This is a genomic window from Pseudomonas allii, from assembly GCF_055380095.1.
This window is the reverse complement of the sequence record NZ_AP039450.1, coordinates 2283264-2301755: the sequence shown is the minus strand read 5'-3', so window position 1 is coordinate 2301755 and position 18492 is coordinate 2283264. Positions and strand designations below refer to the sequence as shown.

The 18492-nt window shown below is 62.8% G+C and carries 20 protein-coding genes; 15 read left to right on the top strand and 5 right to left on the bottom strand.

Annotated features, from left to right (window positions below):
* Positions 1-91: 91 nt before the first annotated feature.
* Entirely contained in the window at positions 92-832 is a 741-nt protein-coding gene (locus ACZ445_RS10595) for an IclR family transcriptional regulator (RefSeq protein ID WP_058427111.1), read from the bottom strand.
* A 23-nt stretch (positions 833-855) separates the two neighbouring features.
* Positions 856-1830, bottom strand: a complete 975-nt coding sequence (locus ACZ445_RS10590) for a helix-turn-helix domain-containing protein (protein WP_464708295.1) — start codon at positions 1828-1830, stop codon at positions 856-858.
* 213 nt (positions 1831-2043) lie between these two features.
* Here ACZ445_RS10590 and ACZ445_RS10585 point away from each other — a divergent pair, with 213 nt between their 5' ends.
* The 3 genes from ACZ445_RS10585 (at position 2044) to ACZ445_RS10575 (ending at position 5544) form a co-directional block, all read left to right on the top strand.
* A complete protein-coding gene (locus tag ACZ445_RS10585) occupies positions 2044-3420 on the top strand; it encodes an aspartate aminotransferase family protein (RefSeq protein ID WP_464708294.1) in 1377 nt (458 codons plus the stop codon).
* A 27-nt stretch (positions 3421-3447) separates the two neighbouring features.
* A complete protein-coding gene (locus ACZ445_RS10580) occupies positions 3448-4902 on the top strand; it encodes an aldehyde dehydrogenase family protein (protein ID WP_464708292.1) in 1455 nt (484 codons plus the stop codon).
* 78 nt (positions 4903-4980) lie between these two features.
* Positions 4981-5544 carry a cytochrome b gene (locus ACZ445_RS10575; protein WP_058427115.1) on the top strand — a complete coding sequence of 188 codons (564 nt, stop codon included), beginning with the start codon at positions 4981-4983 and terminating at the stop codon, positions 5542-5544.
* A 65-nt stretch (positions 5545-5609) separates the two neighbouring features.
* Here ACZ445_RS10575 and ACZ445_RS10570 read toward each other — a convergent pair whose 3' ends face one another.
* Positions 5610-6947, bottom strand: a complete 1338-nt coding sequence (locus tag ACZ445_RS10570) for an alginate export family protein (protein ID WP_058427116.1) — start codon at positions 6945-6947, stop codon at positions 5610-5612.
* Between the two features lie 238 nt (positions 6948-7185).
* Here ACZ445_RS10570 and ACZ445_RS10565 point away from each other — a divergent pair, with 238 nt between their 5' ends.
* The 12 genes from ACZ445_RS10565 (at position 7186) to ACZ445_RS10510 (ending at position 16386) form a co-directional block, all read left to right on the top strand.
* Positions 7186-7578 carry a DUF6152 family protein gene (locus ACZ445_RS10565; protein ID WP_058427117.1) on the top strand — a complete coding sequence of 131 codons (393 nt, stop codon included), beginning with the start codon at positions 7186-7188 and terminating at the stop codon, positions 7576-7578.
* A gap of 64 nt (positions 7579-7642) precedes the next feature.
* Entirely contained in the window at positions 7643-8425 is a 783-nt protein-coding gene (locus ACZ445_RS10560; protein WP_464708291.1) for a hypothetical protein, read from the top strand.
* A 34-nt stretch (positions 8426-8459) separates the two neighbouring features.
* Positions 8460-9944 (top strand): alpha/beta hydrolase domain-containing protein, encoded by a 1485-nt coding sequence (locus tag ACZ445_RS10555; protein ID WP_464708290.1) that lies wholly within the window; start codon positions 8460-8462, stop codon positions 9942-9944.
* Between the two features lie 21 nt (positions 9945-9965).
* Positions 9966-10454 carry a DUF6644 family protein gene (locus tag ACZ445_RS10550; RefSeq protein WP_464708288.1) on the top strand — a complete coding sequence of 163 codons (489 nt, stop codon included), beginning with the start codon at positions 9966-9968 and terminating at the stop codon, positions 10452-10454.
* 32 nt (positions 10455-10486) lie between these two features.
* Entirely contained in the window at positions 10487-10975 is a 489-nt protein-coding gene (locus ACZ445_RS10545; RefSeq protein ID WP_058427167.1) for a DUF6644 family protein, read from the top strand.
* Positions 10975-11676: a DUF6162 family protein gene (locus ACZ445_RS10540; protein ID WP_464708287.1), complete on the top strand. Its 702-nt coding sequence runs from the start codon at positions 10975-10977 to the stop codon at positions 11674-11676. Before ACZ445_RS10545 ends, ACZ445_RS10540 begins: the two co-directional genes overlap by 1 nt.
* Positions 11673-12605 carry a metal ABC transporter solute-binding protein, Zn/Mn family gene (locus tag ACZ445_RS10535; RefSeq protein WP_248487630.1) on the top strand — a complete coding sequence of 311 codons (933 nt, stop codon included), beginning with the start codon at positions 11673-11675 and terminating at the stop codon, positions 12603-12605. Before ACZ445_RS10540 ends, ACZ445_RS10535 begins: the two co-directional genes overlap by 4 nt.
* Positions 12602-13309, top strand: a complete 708-nt coding sequence (locus tag ACZ445_RS10530) for a metal ABC transporter ATP-binding protein (protein WP_058427122.1) — start codon at positions 12602-12604, stop codon at positions 13307-13309. The genes ACZ445_RS10535 and ACZ445_RS10530 overlap by 4 nt, the downstream gene beginning before the upstream one ends.
* Positions 13306-14211 (top strand): metal ABC transporter permease, encoded by a 906-nt coding sequence (locus ACZ445_RS10525; RefSeq protein ID WP_058427123.1) that lies wholly within the window; start codon positions 13306-13308, stop codon positions 14209-14211. The genes ACZ445_RS10530 and ACZ445_RS10525 overlap by 4 nt, the downstream gene beginning before the upstream one ends.
* Positions 14208-15200, top strand: coding sequence for a metal ABC transporter solute-binding protein, Zn/Mn family (locus tag ACZ445_RS10520; RefSeq protein ID WP_310863582.1), 993 nt, complete (start codon positions 14208-14210; stop codon positions 15198-15200). Before ACZ445_RS10525 ends, ACZ445_RS10520 begins: the two co-directional genes overlap by 4 nt.
* Before the next feature lie 29 nt (positions 15201-15229).
* Positions 15230-15553, top strand: a complete 324-nt coding sequence (locus ACZ445_RS10515) for a hypothetical protein (protein WP_464708285.1) — start codon at positions 15230-15232, stop codon at positions 15551-15553.
* Between the two features lie 8 nt (positions 15554-15561).
* Positions 15562-16386 (top strand): DUF4198 domain-containing protein, encoded by an 825-nt coding sequence (locus tag ACZ445_RS10510; RefSeq protein WP_464708283.1) that lies wholly within the window; start codon positions 15562-15564, stop codon positions 16384-16386.
* 73 nt (positions 16387-16459) lie between these two features.
* On the opposite strand, the gene ACZ445_RS10505 is transcribed toward ACZ445_RS10510, so the two are convergent.
* Entirely contained in the window at positions 16460-17704 is a 1245-nt protein-coding gene (locus tag ACZ445_RS10505; protein WP_464708281.1) for an MFS transporter, read from the bottom strand.
* A gap of 78 nt (positions 17705-17782) precedes the next feature.
* Entirely contained in the window at positions 17783-18460 is a 678-nt protein-coding gene (locus ACZ445_RS10500; protein ID WP_464708280.1) for an RraA family protein, read from the bottom strand.
* Positions 18461-18492: the final 32 nt, after the last annotated feature.

The window sequence follows — 18492 nt, the reverse complement described above, 5'->3', positions numbered from 1 at the left end:
TCTGATCGCACGCAGGGCCTGATCCTAGGCCTGCCGGGAACGCTTCGGTAGCCCAAATCGGTCATCTGTCGCGCCGCTTGCCCCGCCGCCCTCAGCGCAAGGCGATGCGGCTGGTCAACTCCGACGCCGCGCCGGTCACCAAGTAACGCAGGTAGCTCTGCTGGAACGCATGGAAGCGTTCACTGCGCCCCACCAGGGTCATGCTGCCGATGACCCGCCGCTTGTCGTCGAAAATCGGCGCGGCGACACCACTGCGTCCCGGGTGCAGTTCACCGTCGCTGACGCAGTAGCCTTGCTTGCGAATGGCAAGCAGGCTCTTGGTAAAGGTCTTCCATTCCAGCCCTTGTTGCGGGCTGTCAGCGACCGGAGCGTGAGCGTCATACACGCGTCGGATCTGGCGTGGCAGCAAGTGGGCCAATACCACCCGGGACGTCGCGCTGTGGAAAAGGCTGATCGGCTGCCCCCTGCCGCCCCCCACCGGTCCGGCATCGGTGCCACGCTGGACCAGTACATTGACCACTGAGTCGCCATGCCACTCACTGACCAACGCATCCAGGCCTGTGTCGGCGACCAACTGTTCGACCAGGTCCTGACTGCACGCCAGCAGCGGATCATAGTGAGTCATCAATTGCTCCAGCGTGACAATGCGCGGGCCCAGCGCATAACCCCGGGGCAACCGCTTCAATAAACCCGCATCCCCCAGCTCTCGCAGATAACGGTAGGCGGTGGCCGGTGTATAGCCGAGTTCTCGGCAAATGATGTCGACGTCAATGACGGGCTGGTCCGGGCGAAACAAATCGAAGACCGCCAGCAGGCGGCGCAGGCTGTTCATGTTCTACATCCTTGTGAGGTCGATCAGACCGAAGCACAACGCGTAATGGCGGCACGGGCAGTATGGGAGGGCAACTCCGCAAACAGCTCATGGTACTCGGCGGCAAAATGGCTGAGGTGAAAGAAGCCCCATTGAGCAGCGGCATCGCCAATGGTGAGGTGGGACGCGGGAGTGGACATCAGGGTGCGGCGCACACCGTTGAGCCTGACCGAGCGCAAGTAGTTGAGGGGGGTCGTCTCAGTCACCGAACGGAAACTGTTCTGCACCGTGCGCCGACTCACCTGTAGACGCTGGCACAACTCGATGACGCTCGGCACATTCAGCATCTGCTCGGTCGCCAGGCGATGGCATTTCTCCACAATGAAACTGCGCGTGGAACTGGTGGAGCGCTGTTGCTTGTCACAGGCCGGGTCAGTCATCAGTTGCAGCAGCTCACCCAGCATGGCCTGTTCCAGCGCCTGCTCGCGTTGCAAATCGCGCGTGCTGTCCAGCTCTTCCTGCACCAGGGACTGAGAGAACAGCGTCAGCAAACGACGACGCGCCTGGGCGAACCGTGTGGCCGAAACCCGGATCACCGGTTGGCGCAATAACAGGTTGAGCTCCTTCGCCGAAGCGGTTTGCGCCAAGGCCTGTTCGAACAGTTCACGCTCGAAGGTGATGGACAACAGCTCCATGCCCAGCGGCATGTGGAACATGAACTCCTCGCCGCCATGGAGAAAGAACAGGCTGCTGTCGTCCACCTCCCGCCCCTGCATGCGAATCGGACCGGGAACATTGATCGGCACCGCAAAACACATCTTGCCTCGGGGAGAGACGCCGTGTTGCACGACACGCTGGTTGATCTGCTCACGGAATACGTGGCAACCGGCGGTCGTCAACTGCATGAGTGAGCATTCGGCGGACCCAGCCGTCAATTGGCTGTAGTCCTGGCTCCACTGCTGAACAGTGGCGGCGTGAACGTGAATGTCCTGGGAATGGCTGATGGTCTGGTTTTTCATAATGCCGAAAGCCTCTGCCGATATTCTTGTTTTTAGCTTGCCTTCCCAGGTGATATTCGCACATAGCAGAAATCCTGCAAATTATTTGTCACTTTTCCGATTGGCTGCAGCCCGCCACGGACGCGCTTTCCCATGTGCCGATTCGGGCTACCCGTCTGGAATGCACCCCGGAGATGATCGGCACACTTGAATCGACATTCCAGAGAGACCGTCATGAGTGAAGCCAAACTAGAATCCCTGCATTTTGCGGATGCCCCACGGATCATCTCCGAGACCATTCCAGGGCCAAGGACCCTCGAAGCCCTGGCGCTGTCAGCGCGCACCGAGTCAATGGCACGCGGTGGCGGACGTATGCCGGTGGCCATGGACCGCGCACTGGGCGCGACCTTCAAGGACCCGGACGGCAATACCTATATCGACCTGTCCGCCGGGGTCGGCGTCAGCAGCGTGGGCCGCTGCCATCCGAAGGTGGTGCAGGCCATTCGCGAGCAGTCGCAAGTGCTGATGCATGCCCTCGAGATCAACAGCACCCGACGCACCGAGCTGGCCGCCAAGCTCTCCGAGATCGCGCCCGACGGCTTGCGTGGCGACTGCATCACTTTCTTCACCCAGAGCGGCAGCGACGCGCTGGAAGCCGCGATCAAGTTCGCCAAGCGCATCACCGGACGCCACCAGATCATCGCCTTCCATGGCGGCTACCACGGTGTCTGGAACGCATCGGGCTCCCTGACCACGGGCACCGCCTACCGCAAAGGCTACGGTGCCCAGATGGGCGGCGTGATCCACGCCCCCTACCCTTACGCCTACCGGTTCCCCTTCGACACCACCCACAAAAGCGCCGAGCAGATCGCCGGCGAGTACATCGATCACCTGCTGAACACCCCCTACACCGCCGCCGATGACGTGGCCGCCGTGATCGTCGAGCCGGTGCAGGGCGAAGGCGGCTACGTGCCGCCCTCACCCGAATTCCTGCAACTGTTGCGCAAGGCCTGCGACCGCAGCGGTACGTTGCTGATCGTCGATGAGGTGCAATCCGGCGCGGGGCGTACCGGCAAGATGTGGGCGGTCGAACATTCAGGCGTGAAACCGGACATGCTCACCTTCGGCAAGGGCATCGGCAGCGACCTGCCCATGGCCGGCCTGATCATGCGCTCGGACCTGGCGGCGCAGATTCCCGACGGCTCCATGCCCAACACCTTCGCGGCAAACTCTCTGTCGGCGGCGGTGGCACTGACCAACATCAGCATCCTCCAGGACCCCGAACTCGACCTGCTCAACCGCGCCCACACATTGGGGCTGGAGGCACAGGCGCATATTCGTGGTTTCAACAGCCCGTTGGTGGGCGAAGTGCGCGGGCGCGGCCTGATGATCGGTATCGAGCTGATCGAAGACCCGCTCACCAAGGCGCCCCTGGCCGGCGAGAAAATCGGCCAACTGATGGGCTACCTGCTCAACCACGGCGTGCTGATGATTCCTTGTGGCCGTTACAGCAACGTGATGCGCGTGATGCCCTCGCTGACGATCTCGCGTGAGCTGTTCTTCAAGGCACTGGACATCTTCGGCGACGCCCTGGCTGCCCTCAAGGCTTGATTTCGCCCATCACTCAAGGACCCCAAAATGACTGAGCACTTGAACCATTTTATCGAAGGTGCGTCCTGCGAAGCCTTCGACCGTCGTCGAATCGACCTCGTCAACCCCGTGACCGAGCAGGTGTACGGCGACTGCGCACGGGGCACGAACGAGGACGTGGACCGTGCCGTGGCCGCTGCACACCGCCAACTCGAAAGCGGCGACTGGAGCCAGCTCGACGGCGCCCAGCGTGGCCGGCTGCTGTCGAAACTGGCCGACCTGGTTGAGCGTGACAGCGACGTGCTGGCCGATCTGGACGCCAACGCCATCGGGCGCTCGCCCATCGAACCACGCCGGATGGACCTGCCCAACGCAATCGCCAACCTGCGCGCCGCCGCCGGCTGGGCCAACCAGCTTGAAGGTCGCACCATTCCGACAGGGGGCTACTTCGGCACCAAGACCCTGTCGTACACGGTGCGCGAGCCAGTCGGCGTGGTCGGCGCCATCGTGCCCTGGAACTCACCGCTGATGATCACGGTGTGGAAGCTCGCCGCCTTGCTGGCGGCAGGCTGTACCGTAGTGATCAAGCCTTCCGAAGAAACCCCGCAGTCAGCCCTGTACCTGGCGCAGCTGGCGCAGGAAGCAGGCTTCCCGGACGGCGTGATAAACGTGGTCACCGGCTACGGCAATGAAGTCGGTCGCGCCCTGTGCGAACACCCGGATGTCGCCAAGATCAGCTTCACCGGCAGCCCCGAGGCCGGGCGCGAAATCCAGCGCACCGCCGGCGTGCTGTTCAAGCGCGTGGCCTTGGAGCTGGGCGGCAAGAGCCCGCAGATTGTGTTCGACGATGCATCCTTCGACGACGCCCTGCGCGGCTGCGCGCTCGGCCTGTTCGCCAACCAGGGCCAGGTGTGTGCCGCCGGTTCGCGTATCCTGGTGCAGCGCAGCATCGCCGAGCGGTTCGGCGCGGCGCTGGCCGAGGCTGCACAGGCGGTGAACGTTGGCGATCCTCGCCAACCCGGCATCCAGATGGGCCCGGTCGCCAAGAAAGCCCAATTCGATCGCGTCAACCGCTACATCCAACTGGGCATCGACCAAGGTGCGACCTTGTTGGCCGGCGGCGTATCGACACCCAAGCAGGGCTGGTTCGTGCGTCCGACGATCTTCGCCAACGCGCGCAACGACATGCAAATCGCCCGGGACGAGATCTTCGGGCCGGTCGGCACGCTGATTACGTTCGACGACGAAGCCGAAGCGATCGCCCTGGCCAACGACAGCAGCTACGGCCTGGCGGCCACCGTCTGGACCGGTGACCTGGCCAGGGCACACCGCGTCGCCGCGGCGGTAAAAGCCGGCGCCGTGGGGATCAACTGTTGGAGCCCGTTGGACGCCAACCTGCCGTGGGGCGGCGTCAAGACCAGCGGGATCGGACGTGAAGGCGGGTTCAGCGGCGCACTGGCCTACACCGAGGAGAAAGTCATCACCGTGCTGCTGCCCACCTGATCACCGCGCCCTGACCGAGCCACCCTCCCACGTCGAGGGTGGCCATTGAACCGTGCATCGCTCCGTGGAGAGCCTGATATGAACCCAATAGATCAATCGACAATCGATCGGTACCCGACCTCCCTGCGCGTGCTGCACTGGGTACGTGCCGTGCTCGTCCTGGGCCTGCTCTGGGTCGGCTGGCATATGACCGGCATGAATGATGAGGTCGCGAGCAAATACGAGCTTTACTACCCCTGGCACAAGTCCTTCGGGGTGTTGACGTTCCTGGTGGTGCTGGTTCAGCTCGCTGTGCGCTTGCGCACGCCCCGGTTGCCGCAGCCGCTGGAAACGCTGGCGGGGTACGAAAGGGTTTTGTCACGCCTGACGCAGCGCGTCATGTATGTACTGCTGGTGATCGTGCCCTTGATGGGGTACTCCATGTCGAGCACGTACACCATGAGCGACGGGGTGTTCTTTTTTGGGGTTAACCTGCCGGAGCTGTTGCCAAAGAATGACGATTGGTTCGCGGTCTTCCAATGGCTGCACAAAGTCCTCGCCTACACCTTGCTTGTCCTGATTGTGCTGCACGTGGCGGGCGCGCTCAAGCATCGCTTCTATGACCAGGACCCACGCAACGATGTGTTGCGTCGCATGCTCTGACTGGATGAGGCGTTGACGCAAAACGTCAACGCCTGCTCGGCCCCGCAACACACCTCAATGAATCATCAGAACGTCGCCCACACAATGAACTGCATGTACGTGTTGGTTGATGCGTCGCCGCTCTGCCGGCCACCGTTGCCCAGCCACTTCTGCGGCTTGTAGAAGCCAACCAGCGGCGAAAGCGTGATGTTCTCCGTGACCGCCCAATCCACAAACAGATCGAGCTCCTGCGCAGCGAAATCCAGCTCATGACGGCGGGAAAGCTGGTGGTAGTCGAACGCCATCGCGTTAAGGGTCAATTTCTCGGTCGGCTTGACCGAGAGCAGTACGTCGTTGATCTGCATGTTCGATGTCACGGAGCCCGCATAATTAAGCCCGACTTCGCCCTGCAGGCGCTTGCGATAACCGCCCTGGAACAGGAAGTCCCAGCCTTCGGAGTAGCGCGAATAGCGGTAGCTGACCGTCGGTTGCCATGGCGTATCGACGAAGGTGTAACCCGCGTCGAAGAACATCGCCCGCTGTGAGCCCGAACGTTTTTCCTGGCGGGCCACCTCGAACGCAAAATCGGCGTTCTCGATCCCGGCGTTGCCCTGCCCGCGAATGCTGTAGACGTTCATGCCCTTGCGCTCAAGCCGATCGCCGAAGGCGTATTTCTCCTCCACATCCAGGCCGTGCACGTAGGTCGAACCGATCGAGCCGATGGGGGTGGTGTAATCGATGGTGCCCACGGCCAGTTCGGTCTTGGACTGCCCAGGGTTATCGGACTTCAGCCAGATCAAGCTGCCGTGCAGCCCTTCCTTGCCGCCCAGCTTCAGCACCGCCGTGTTGCCAAACGCCAGGCGTTGGCCCAGGTAAAAGGCGCCCCCCCGGTTGAAGCGGCCATCCTGCACGCCCTCGATGGGGTTGAAGGCGTTACCCGGGTCAAATCCATCGTCGGTGATCAGAAAGCCATCCACCGTGACAATCTGGCGTCCGAATGAGAAATCCACGCCATCCTTGCCCAGGGCGGGTAGCAGGTCACCTGATCGCCAGCCCAGGAACGCGTCTTCAACGGCGGTTCGTCGCTCATTGCCCGCCGTGGTCGCCCCCATGTCTCCGTCACCCCATGACCCGCTGCTGAGCAGGCTGAAGCCACCATATACCGAACCGGCAACCAGCTTGTCCGTGGTGCCGGTCAGACCGTATTTGACGTAACCCTCCTGCCAGTGCATGCCGCCGGATTTTTTCTGCGGATCGCCCAGGTAGTTATGGGTACTGCCAAACCAGCCGAATGCGGCGCCCAGGTCGGCATTCAACACGGTTGCTCCGTCGTCTTCGTTGTACAGCGTATAAGCCTGTGCCTGTGAGCCGACTGCACAGAGTGCAACCAGCGACAGTAATGGCGCGTAGGGGGGAATGCGCATGACGTCTCTCCTGTTTTTATAGTTGTGAGGCGAGACACGAGTGTTCCGGCAGGGGTCGCCAACGCGGTAACCCAAATCAGCATCTGCACGGGCCGGCTCTTCGATCTGTCGTTGCGCGATACCTCACCTGCGCCAAACCCTCTGAAGACCTTCAATGGTTGCCGTTTTCGGCTACGGCCAGTGAGCGCGAGCGCCCTATGCTGGGCCCATAAGAACCATAAAAACCGAGGCACCCGTCATGACCCCTTCGTCACGCTTTCCGTCGCTCCGTCAAAGGCTTTGCCTGCTGACCCTCATCGCCTGCAGTGCCTTGGCGCCTGTTGCCAGTGCCCACCATTCCTTCGCGCTGTTCGACCAGACCCAGACAATCACGATCAAGGGTGTGGTCGAGCGCTTCGCCTGGACCAACCCGCACATCACGATCTACGTCGATGTTCCCGGCCCGCCGGCCCAGCGCTTCAAGATCGAGACAGGCAGCGTCAACGCGCTGCAGCGCACAGGCTGGACTGCCGACTCGGTCAAGGCCGGCGCAAACGCCGAGGTGTCGTTCAAACCGTTGAAAAACGGCGAACCGGGCGGGCTGCTGGTGGAGATCAAGATGGGCGACGTGGTGCTCTCGGGCGGCGGTTAAACGCAACCCTTTGCGAGTGCGACAACAACAGAACTGGGCAAACCAGCAACGCGGAGACATTTCAATGAAACCAGCACGCACCGCCAACACCGCCATGGTCTTCCTGGGGGTGGTCCTCGTGACCTTCGCCGCGATGAGCAGCGCCGCGACAGCGTCAAACCCCCCAACCGACAAACACAGCGTGGCCACACGGCCAGACATCAGCGGCACCTGGGAAAGAACCCCGGACGACTGGTTCGGCGAGAACCCGGACGACCCGGTGCACCCCGGCGGCCCAATGGACCTCAAGGCGTCCTACGCCGCCGAGTACGCCGAGCTGAAGAAGAAAGAAGCCGTGGCCAACGAGGCTGGCACGCCGATTGCCACCACCAGCTCCAAGTGCCTGCCCGAGGGCATGCCGACGATGATGGCAGCGCTGTTCCCGATCCAGATCATTCGCGACGACAAGCAAGTGATCATCCTCGGCGAGTATCTCCAGCAGGTGCGGCGGATTCTTTTGAACCAGCCCATGCCGCCCCTGGAAAAGCTCGACCCGTTGTACCAGGGCCATTCGCGTGGCCACTGGGAAGGCGACACGCTGGTCGTCGAGACCCAGCGCGTGCGAACCGATGTGCGCTTCTACGACGTGCCCCACGGGCCGGCGATGAAGATCATCGAACGCATCCGGTTACGCGGGCCGGATCACCTGGAAAACCAGGTCCTGATCGAAGACCCGCAGGTACTCAACGCTCCGTATCGCTTTACGTTCGAGTACAAGCGCTCCAACTACGCCATTCAAGAGTACGTGTGCGAGAACAACCAGATCGTGATCGACAGCGAGGGCAAGGCTTCCCTGAGCCTTGAGTGACGCCACCCTCCCACCCCTGCCGGAGCTTTTGCGAATGAAACGCCTGACCCCCATCAGCATCGCGTTGTCGCTGTTCATCGCGTCGAGCGTGCTCGCCGAGGTGCCGCGCATGCCCACGGCCATCGCAGTGCCGCCTTCCGACAAGCCGCCGCTGTCGTCGGCGACACGCCCGGGCACCGAGTACAGCGACCTCGACCACTACAGCTACATCGAGCAAGAGTACTACCTGCAAGGCGTCGCCCCGGCCATCACTGCCGCCGGTAAAACCTTGCTGGAAGCGCCTTACACCACGCGCATTCTGGTGCGCAAACCGGCCGACCCGGCGCGCTTCAATGGCACGGTGGTGATCGAGCCGTTCAGCTGGTTCGGCGAGCGTGGCGCAGGCTGGATCCTGACCCGTGACTACTTGCTGCGGCGCGGCTATGCGTACGTCGGGTACACACTGAATGTGAACAAGCCGTCAGTCGACCCCAAGTTCATCTCGGACACCCCGGCGGCCGAGGCGGCGCAAATCGACCAGTACGGACGGATCGTGAATTTCGAGTTCATGCGCCGCTTCGACTACGCGCGCTATGCGCCGCTGGGCACCTATTACGACCCGGCACGGTTCACCCGTGGCGCAGCCCCCGATCCGTTCGTGCCACAGTCCCAGGGCATCGGTGCGCAACTGGCGCTGCTGCTCAAGAGCAATGGGGCGCAGAGTCCGCTGGCGGGCCTCGATGTGCAGCGCGTGTATGTGAATAGCTGGGCCGTCACCGCGCAGGTCTGGATGGACTACCTCGACCAGGGGCGTCACCAGCAATGGCGCATGCCCGACGATACGCCGCTGATCGACGCTTACATGACGGGCCGCATGGCCTACGGAGAAGTCGGCGGCGACGTGATACGAGTACCTCGCCAGATGCCCGAAGGCGTGCCGTTCGTGACCGTCTTCAGCCAGTCCGAACTGATGCACGACGTGATCGAAGGTATCCCACTGCCTCCCGACACCGACACCCCGCAGCTTCGCTACTACGAAGTGACCGGCATGCCCCATCTGCGCCTGGCCGACCTCGGCACGGAGCACACCGAACCGCTCGCGGCCGACGTCGGCAAGGGCGACGACCCGCGGTGCCAGACGCTGTATGACGAACCGGTCGAGCACGTGGTCTCGGCACTGCTCGACGGCATGGACCAATGGGTACGCGACGGCAAACCCATGCCCCGCGCCCCCCGGGTGGTTCGTGACGGCAAGGCCGCCGCGCGGGCGCCCGCCACCGGCAACTTGCAGGGCGGTGTGCGCCCGCCGTGGATCCAGGTGCCCAGCGCCACCTACCTCACCGATCAAGAGACCGGCTGCGGTCTGATCTACGACACCAAAGTGCCTTACTCGAAGGAAGTGCTGGGCAAGCACTATGGAAGCTTCAGCCGCTATGCACAGAAATTCGAAGACGCCAAAGCGGTGTCGATCAAGGAAGGCTACTTGCTGCCGGAGGATGCGGCGGGGCTGCATCCGATCGCATCCCCTCAAGACTTCTAACCCACTGCGGAAGAAAAGCCGATGTCATCTTCACTCATCATTGCCTGGATCTACGCCTCACCGTTCAGCACTGCGATCCGCGACATCCTGTGGGTCATCCCCACGGTGCAGAGCATTCATATCATCGCCATCACCGTGCTCTTCGGCTCGGCGCTCATCTCCGACCTGCGACTGGCGGGTGTGTTCGCCCGCGAGGAACCCTTGCGCGGCATCGTTCGCCGTTACTACCCGTGGATGCGCAATGCACTGATCGTGCTGCTGTGTACCGGGTTGGTGATGATCATCGCCGAGCCTGACCGAGTACTCGTCAACTCCACGTTCTGGCTGAAGATGGTCCTGGTGGTGACGGCGTTCAGCGTGACCTGGCTGCTGCGGCGTCCGTTACTGCGCGCTACCGGCGCTGCAGGCAGCGACGACGCGACGCGCTCGGTCAAGGCATGCGCATGGCTGTCGATCGGGTTGTGGTGCGTCGTGATCATTTGCGGTCGCTGGATCGCCTACACGATCTAAGTGTGTTCAACGAAAGTTCTCAGGTATTCGCCATGGATATTCAACCCCTGCTGCAAGCCATCCAGGACACGCCTGTCGCGACGTTCATCCGCGAGTCAGGCTCGGCCTTTCCAATGCTGGAATCGGTGCACGTGATCGGCATCGCCATTGTCTACGGCACCATCGCCGTCGTTGACCTGCGCCTGCTTGGCGTAACCGCCCACCGGCGCGGCGCGCTGAAACTGATCCAGGATTTGCTGCCCTACACCTGGGTCGCGTTCGTGACCTGCGTGATCACCGGCCTGCTGATGTTCTGTGCCAATGGCACGACCTATGTGCAGAACACCGCGTTCCTGCTGAAAATGGGCCTGCTGATGCTGGCCGGCGCCAACATGGCGGTGTTCCACTTGGGCGCCTTTCGCCGAATTGCCGAATGGGACACGACGCTGCCGCCTCCCCGTCAGGCGCGTGTCGCCGGGTTCAGCTCGTTGCTGTTGTGGGCCGGCGTGGTCTTCCTGGGCCGCTGGATTGCGTTCCTCTGATGGCGCGCCCAGCCGCTGCGATCATCCAGGTGCGGCCGCGCTCCGGCGCATGGGAGTCGCTGGGCCTGGTGCTGGCGACCCTGGCCGTCATCGCCAGCGTGGCTGGCTATGTGATGCTGCGCCCGGAAAGAGTCGGCCCGCCCACCCCGCTGAGCTGGCAGGTGCGTTCCTTTGACGGCTTGGGTGCGGTCGATCAGGCCATCCACAGCGCCTTGCTGCCGGCCGGCGAGGAAATCATCTGGAACAACAACGATACCGGCGGCTGGATCACCCTGGAGCGTGCACAGGAGCTGTTGCTGCCGCCGTTCTACCGTGATGCCTTCTGGAAGGCCAATGGCGAGGTGCACTGGCAATTGATTCTGCCCGGCACCCACCTGGCCCATCAGGGCGGCGAGGACGACGCCACGGCGGCGGCCCCTGCCGTCAGCGACGTGTCCAAGGCCACCCTGGGCCAGGGCGCCACGGTCTATTACGGCTCAGCCGGCCACGCGCCGGGCCAGAGCGCCTACCTGCTGATCATCGGCCACGCCCACGCCGGTGTGATGTGGGCCAACCAGGCGACGATCTGGGTCCACCGTGACCCGAACGCGCCCTACCCCGCCATCGTCAAGCCGGAATCCCTGGTCGGCGATGGTTGGCGCCAAGTCATCCCGTACGACGGTGCCAGCGAAATCGAACGCGTAAAAGGAACCCAGCCATGACTGTTTCTACGAAACATCGCGCCGTGTGGCGCCGTTGCATCGCGCTGTGGGTGCTGATCACCGCCATCGCACTCGCCGGCCCGGCCTTCGCCTCGGCGAAGCCACTCAGAATCGGCATCACCCTGCATCCCTACTACAGCTTCGTGGCCAATATCGTCGGCGATCGGGCGCAAGTCATTGCGCTGATTCCGGCAGAGGCCAACCCGCACAATTACCAGCCGCAACCCGATGACATCACCCGCGCGATGAATATCGATGTGCTGGTGGTCAACGGTATCGGGCACGATGAATGGGCCTTCCAGATCATCAAGGCCGCCGGCCGCACGCAAACGCTGCCGATTATCCAGGCGAATGCCACGGTGGCGCTGATTCCCATCGGCGGTGACCAGGAAGGGGTCAAGGTGGTCAACCCGCACACCTTCGTCTCGACCACGGCAGCGATCCAACAGGTGTTCGAAATCGCTCGCCGGCTGGGCGAGCTGGACCCGGACAACGCGGGCGAGTATCGCAAGAATGCGCTGGCGTATGCCGGCCGTATCCGTGCGCTGCGCGCCGGCTTCATGACGCGCTTCGCCGCACTGGACCTGTCGTCGTTCCGCTGCGCGACGACCCATGCCGGCTACGACTACATGATGCAGGAGTTCGGCTTGTTCGTAAGCGCCGTGATCGAGCCGCGCCATGGTGTCGCACCGACGGCACGTCAATTGGCCAACACCATCGAGGCGATCAAGAAGGCCAACGTCAAGGTGCTGTTCGCCGAAAAGAACTTCTCCCTCGACCTGGCCAAACCCATCGAAGCCGCCACCGGCGTGAAGGTGTTCGCCCTGTCTCATATCACCGGCGATAGCTACAGCGCGGACGAATTCGAGGTCGCGATGCGCGAAAACCTCGAGACCCTGGCGCAAGCCGTCGAGTTTACGCAGCAATGAACGCGCTGAAGGAGCAACACCCGATGCGCGGCCCCGCCATTGTGTTCGACAACGTCTCCCTGCGACTGGGAGGCACGCAGGTGCTCGATCAAGTGAGCATGCGCATCGAGGCCGGCGCATTGCACTGCCTGGTCGGCCCCAACGGCGGCGGCAAAACCTCACTGGTGCGTGCGCTGCTGGGCCAGATGCCGCATTCGGGAACGATCCGGCTCGAGGGTGAACTCACGACGCCCATGGGGTATGTGCCGCAGTTGCCGGACTTCGACCGCAACGTGCCCATGACAGTGAACGACCTCATGGCCCTGTTGGGTCAACGCCGGCCCGCCTTCCTCGGCGCAGGCCGCGCCGCCAAGGCGGCCCATGCCCAGGCCCTGGAGCGTACCGGCATGGCGGGGATGGGTAAAAAGCCCTTTGGCAGCCTGTCCGGTGGCCAGCGTCAGCGGGTGCTGCTGGCCCAGGCGATCAGCCCGATGCCGTGGCTGCTGATCCTCGATGAACCGACCGCCGGGATCGACGAGCCTGGTGTGCGCCTGGTAGAGGCGCTGGTGGCCGAGCTGAACCGCCGTGGGGTGACCATTTTGTGGATCAACCACGACCTCGAACAGGTCAAGCGTATCGCGCAGTCCGTGACCGTTATCAATCAACGGGTGCTGTTTCACGGCCCTGCCGATCAGCTCGACAGCCGACTGGAGGCCATTCGATGAATGCCCTGTACGACTTCATTCGCGACCACCTCCAGGCGCTCGCTGCGAGCCAGGTGTTGCCGCAACCGTTCGAATACGAGTTCGTGATCAATGCGCTGATGTGTTCAGTGCTGATCGGGCCGCTGCTGGGGGTGCTCGGTTCGATGGTGATGATCAAGCGGATGGCGTTCTTCAGCCAGTCCGTGGGCAATGCGGCGATGACCGGCGTGGCCATTGGCGTGCTGATCGGCGAGTCCTACACCTCGCCCTACTTTTCGATGTTCGGCTTCTGCCTGCTGTTCGCCCTGACCCTCAAGTACACGCAGCACCGCACCACCCTGGCCAATGACACGTTGATCGGCGTGTTCCTGTCCATCTCGTTGGCGGTCGGTGCGTCATTGCTGCTGTTCGTGTCCGCGAAAATCAACACACACGTCATGGAAGGTGTGCTGTTCGGCTCGATCCTGGCGGTCGACCACACCGACATGAACGTACTGTTGGGCGTCACGGTGATTTGCACGCTGATCGGGCTGCCCCTGTACAACGGCATGTTGCTCTCCAGCCTCAACCCGAGCCTGGCCCATGCGCGCGGCGTAAAGGTGCGCAGCGTCGAGTACCTGTTCGTGGTGTTGGTCACCCTGGTAACGGTCGCCTGCTTGAAGATCATCGGCGCCGTGCTGGTCGAGGCCTTGCTGCTGATACCGGCAGCCGCAGCCCGCAACATCAGCCGCTCACTGCCGGGCCTGGTCACGTGGGCGGTCCTGATTGCGACCTTTTCCTGTGTGGTCGGGATTCTGGCACCGATGCAGTTCCATATTCCGGTGCCCACGGGCGGCGCCATCGTGATCGTCGCGGCCTTGGTATTTGCCTTCACCACCCTCATCCGCGGCACCGCGCCGCAGTTCAAAGGGGCCAGCGTATGAAAAGGTTCAACCGCTCAATTCGCCCTTGGCTGGCGCTGTTCGCCCTGCTGCTGGGTGGCGCGCCGTCAGCTTTTGCGCAGGAGCAACAGCCAGTGCTCGTCGCCCTGCCGGCGATGTATGCGCTCACCTCGGCACTCGGCGAAGGCACGCACATCGAGGTCGTACGTGTCCCGCTGGACGCCGCCGTGCCCATGGAAAGCCAGGCCAACGCGCTGTCGCGCCTGGAGCCGGCGGTGTTCCAGAGGGCCGTCGCCGTGGTCACCCTGAGCAGCCTGTGGCGCGCCGACCCGTTGTATGCGACGGCGCGGCGCCACAACCTGCGGATCGTCGAGATCGATGCGTCGCACTCTTGGGACAGCCTCAAGCCCGGCGTGGCCGTGACACGCGTGCCGGCAAACGATGTGCCTTGGGCAGACGCCCGCAACGGCGAAGGCGGCCCGTCGCCTTACGCCTGGCTGGGGCCGATCAATGCCATGCGCATGTCGGCATTGATTGCCGCCGACCTGGCTCGGCTGTCCCCGACCGACGCGCCGCGGATCGAGCGCAACCTCGCCGCGCTCGACGGCCGCATGCGCCGCCTGAAGGCCGACTACGGCGATCGGCTGCTGAAAGTGCCAGACCTGCGCGTGCTGTCGCTGGTCAGCGAGCCGGTCTACCTGTTCGGCGAGTTCGGCGTGTATGTGGACGGTTGGTTCGTGCGCCAGGACATCGACTGGACGGACGCCGACCGCGCCGCCCTGACCCGCTACCTTCGCGAGCGAGATATCCGCGTGGTGGTTCACAAATGGGCGCCTGACGCCAGGATTGCACAGGCCATCGAGGACGGCGGCGCACGCCTGCTGATCCTGGATAGCGGCAACCCGGGCATGCTCGCCAACCCGGCCAACAGCTACGAAGCGCTGCTGAGTGCCAACCTCGACGCCTTGCTGGCGGCCTTCGCGCCGGCCGCTCCCGCAGTGGCTGCCGCCCCAACGGCGACGCCGCAGTGATCCACTTCGACCATGGAGAACGAAACCCTATGAAACCGCGAGATTTGGCCCACCCGATACTGCTGGCAGGTGCCCTGCTGTTCTGCCAGGCCGCGCTGGCTCACGGCCCCGTTTTCGACTGCTACATCGAGCACGATGACTGGGTGAAATGTGAAGCCGGCTACACCGACGGCAGTTCCGCCGCAGGTCGAAAAATCCATGTCCAGGACCCCAGCAACAAGCTATTGCTCGAAGGGACTGTCGAAAAGGACAACAGCTACACGTTCCAGGCCCCCGCCGGCGCGTACTCGGTGGAATTCCTCGGCGGTGAAAACCATGGCGCCACGATCCAGTCCTCCGATATCTCAAAGTGAGCCCGACCATGCTGATCAAACGACGACTGCTCCAAGCCTTTGCCGCCGCGACCTTCGGTTGCATGACCTGCGCCGCGCAAGCGCACTTCCAGATGCTCTACCTTGACGAAACCGCGCTGCAGCGTGCGGCCGACCTGGACTTCGCCATAGTGTTCACGCATCCGTTCTCCGGTGGGCCGACCATGGCCATGGGTGAACCCCAGGCCTTCAGCCTCATCAGCGGCCACGGCGGAAAAACAACCGACCTGCGCCAATACCTCAAACCTGTCCAGTGGCAGGGTCGCGAAAAACCAGTGACCGCCTATCGCGCGTCGATTCCACGGGAGTTGGTGCGGCCCCTGGGCGACCATATTTTCGTACTCGAACCTGAGCCGTATCTGGAAACCGAGGAAGGCGTCTACATCCAACAGTTCACCAAGCTCGTCGTGAACGTGGGCGGCGTGCCCGGCAATGGGTCAGAACCCCAAGGGTTGGCGGTTGAGATCCAACCCCTGAACAAGCCGTATGCAAACTGGACGGGCGGTGTATTCCGCGCGTTGGTCCTGGCTGACGGCAAGCCCGTGCCGTTCGCCGAGATCGAAATCGAGTACGTCAATCATGCGGTGGACATCAAAAACAACGCCTTTGGCCAGAAGGACTATGTCACAGCCCCCCAAGCTGCCTTCAAATCCTTGAGTACGTATGCGGATGCCCAAGGCATCGTGACCATCGGCTTGCCACGCGCTGGCTGGTGGGGCATTGCGGCGCTCAACATCGGTGCGACCAAAACCTACAAGGGCAAACCCCTGTCCCAGGATGCGGTGCTGTGGATCCAGGCCAGGGACATGAAATAACGTGCGGTTATCGGTGTCGGTCAAAGCGCCGCGCTCTGTCGAGTCGCCTGCCAGCAAAGCAGCAAACCGACTGTCACCACGACGTCCCCCTGCCAGAACGGTGCCTGCGAACTGACAACCATCCACTGACGCCCTGATACGCCAACAGCAATGCACCAGCCAGCAACAAGGTCCACTGCACGCTGAAGGCCGCAGCCGCCAGCCCAGCCAACAACCCACCAATCGCTTCGAAGCCGAAACGCATGGCGATGTAGAACGCAATCACCCGCCCGCGCAGCGCCTCGGGGGCGGTGCTTTGCAGGGTCATGTTGCTGCTGACATTGCTCACGGTGATGCCAAACCCCAAGCCTGCCAGCGCGATCAGCGTGAACCACAACGGCGGGTTGGCGGCCATCGCGCACAAGGCGATCGCACACACCAGTGCCCCGGCGCCGATGATGCGTTGCAGGTTCGACGCACCGCCGACAAATGCCAGGAAAATCGTTGCGACAAACGCCCCGGCACCGGCGGCCCCCCATAACCAACCCAAGGTTTGTGCATCACCGGCGAACACGTTTTTTGCCAGGATCGGCAACAGCACCGTGTAACAAGAGGCCAGCAGGTTGACCATGATCACGCTGATCAGCAAACGCCGAATATGAAGTGTGCGCCACAGGTAGCGCAGCCCTTCACGGAAAATCTCTGCGGTAGACCCCTGGGCTTTGGTTTGCTCGCGGCTTCGCACCCTGCCCAGCCCGATCAGCAACATGCCAAACGCGATACTGGTCAGCAGAAAACAGCCGGCTTCGCCACTCCAGTTGATCAGCAACCCCGCCAGCGGGGGGCCGATAAAGCGGGCGGCGTTGATCAGCATTGCGTTCAGCACTAGCGCGTTGGGCAAGTCCCTGGGGTCGTCGACGAAACTGCTGATCAGCGCCTGGCGCAGCGGTGTTTCCAGGGCATTGAGCAAGCCGAGGATCAGCGCCATGACGATGATCACCTCCCGGCCCATCCATTGCTGCCAGGTGAGTACGGCCAGCACCAGGGATTGCAGGGCAAGCAGGGTTTGCACGCCCATCAATAGGCGGCGTTTGTCGTGGCGGTCCGACCAGGCGCCCGCCAGTGGGCCGACCAACAACTGTGGCAGCAGCGTCAGGAAAGCAATCGTGCCCAGCAATACAGCCGAACCCGTCAAGTGATAAGCCAGCCAGGCCAGTGCGACCTGTTGAATCCACTTACCCAGGGTCGATAGACCCTGACCCACAAAGTAGATCTGGAAATTGCGATGGCTCAATGCGCGGATCGGCGCGGGCCAACGGGAGACGGCAACAGAAGTCACAGCGAGCCTTTAGGTATGAAGCCTGCGACGCCCTGCCCGTGAACCCTGGCCGAACACGGCGGCCAGGGTGTAGCGGGATCAGCCAGGGAGCTCGCAGCCTTTCTGTATGAGAGATTTCAAGACCCAGGTACGGTCGTTTTCACCCTGGGCAATCTGTTCAAGCTGCTTTTGTTCGGCAGCATGCTTGGCGTGGGCACGATCATACACTTCACCGACCTGATCAAACGGCACGCAGAGCAAGCCGTCTTCGTCGCCGATGACCAGGTCACCCGGTTCGATGACCATGCCATCAATCGCAATCGCCACATTAACCTCGCCTGGGCCGTCCTTGTAAGGGCCACGGTGGGTGACGCCGGCGGCGAACAGCGGGAAATCACCGGTGCCGATACTGGCGGCGTCACGGATGGCGCCGTTGATCACAATGCCGACCACCCCTTTTTTGACCGCATACGCGACCATCATTTCACCGATCAGTGCGTTGCTCAGGTCGCCGCCGGCATCCACCACGATGACGTCGCCCGGCTGTGCGATGTCAATGGCGTAATGCAGCATCAGGTTGTCGCCCGGGCGCGCCTTGACGGTCAGTGCCGGTCCCACCAACACACCCTGGCGGTGCATGGCACGCAGGCTGGCGCCGCCGGCGGTCATGCGGTTCATCGAGTCGCTGATGTTGGCGACGGGTACCGTCCGGTAGCGCTCAACCCATTCGGCGGACACTTTGCGAGCTTGTTCGAGCACTCTGAAACCAATGGACATGGGGTCACCTTCTTATGTTTTTTGTAAGCCGT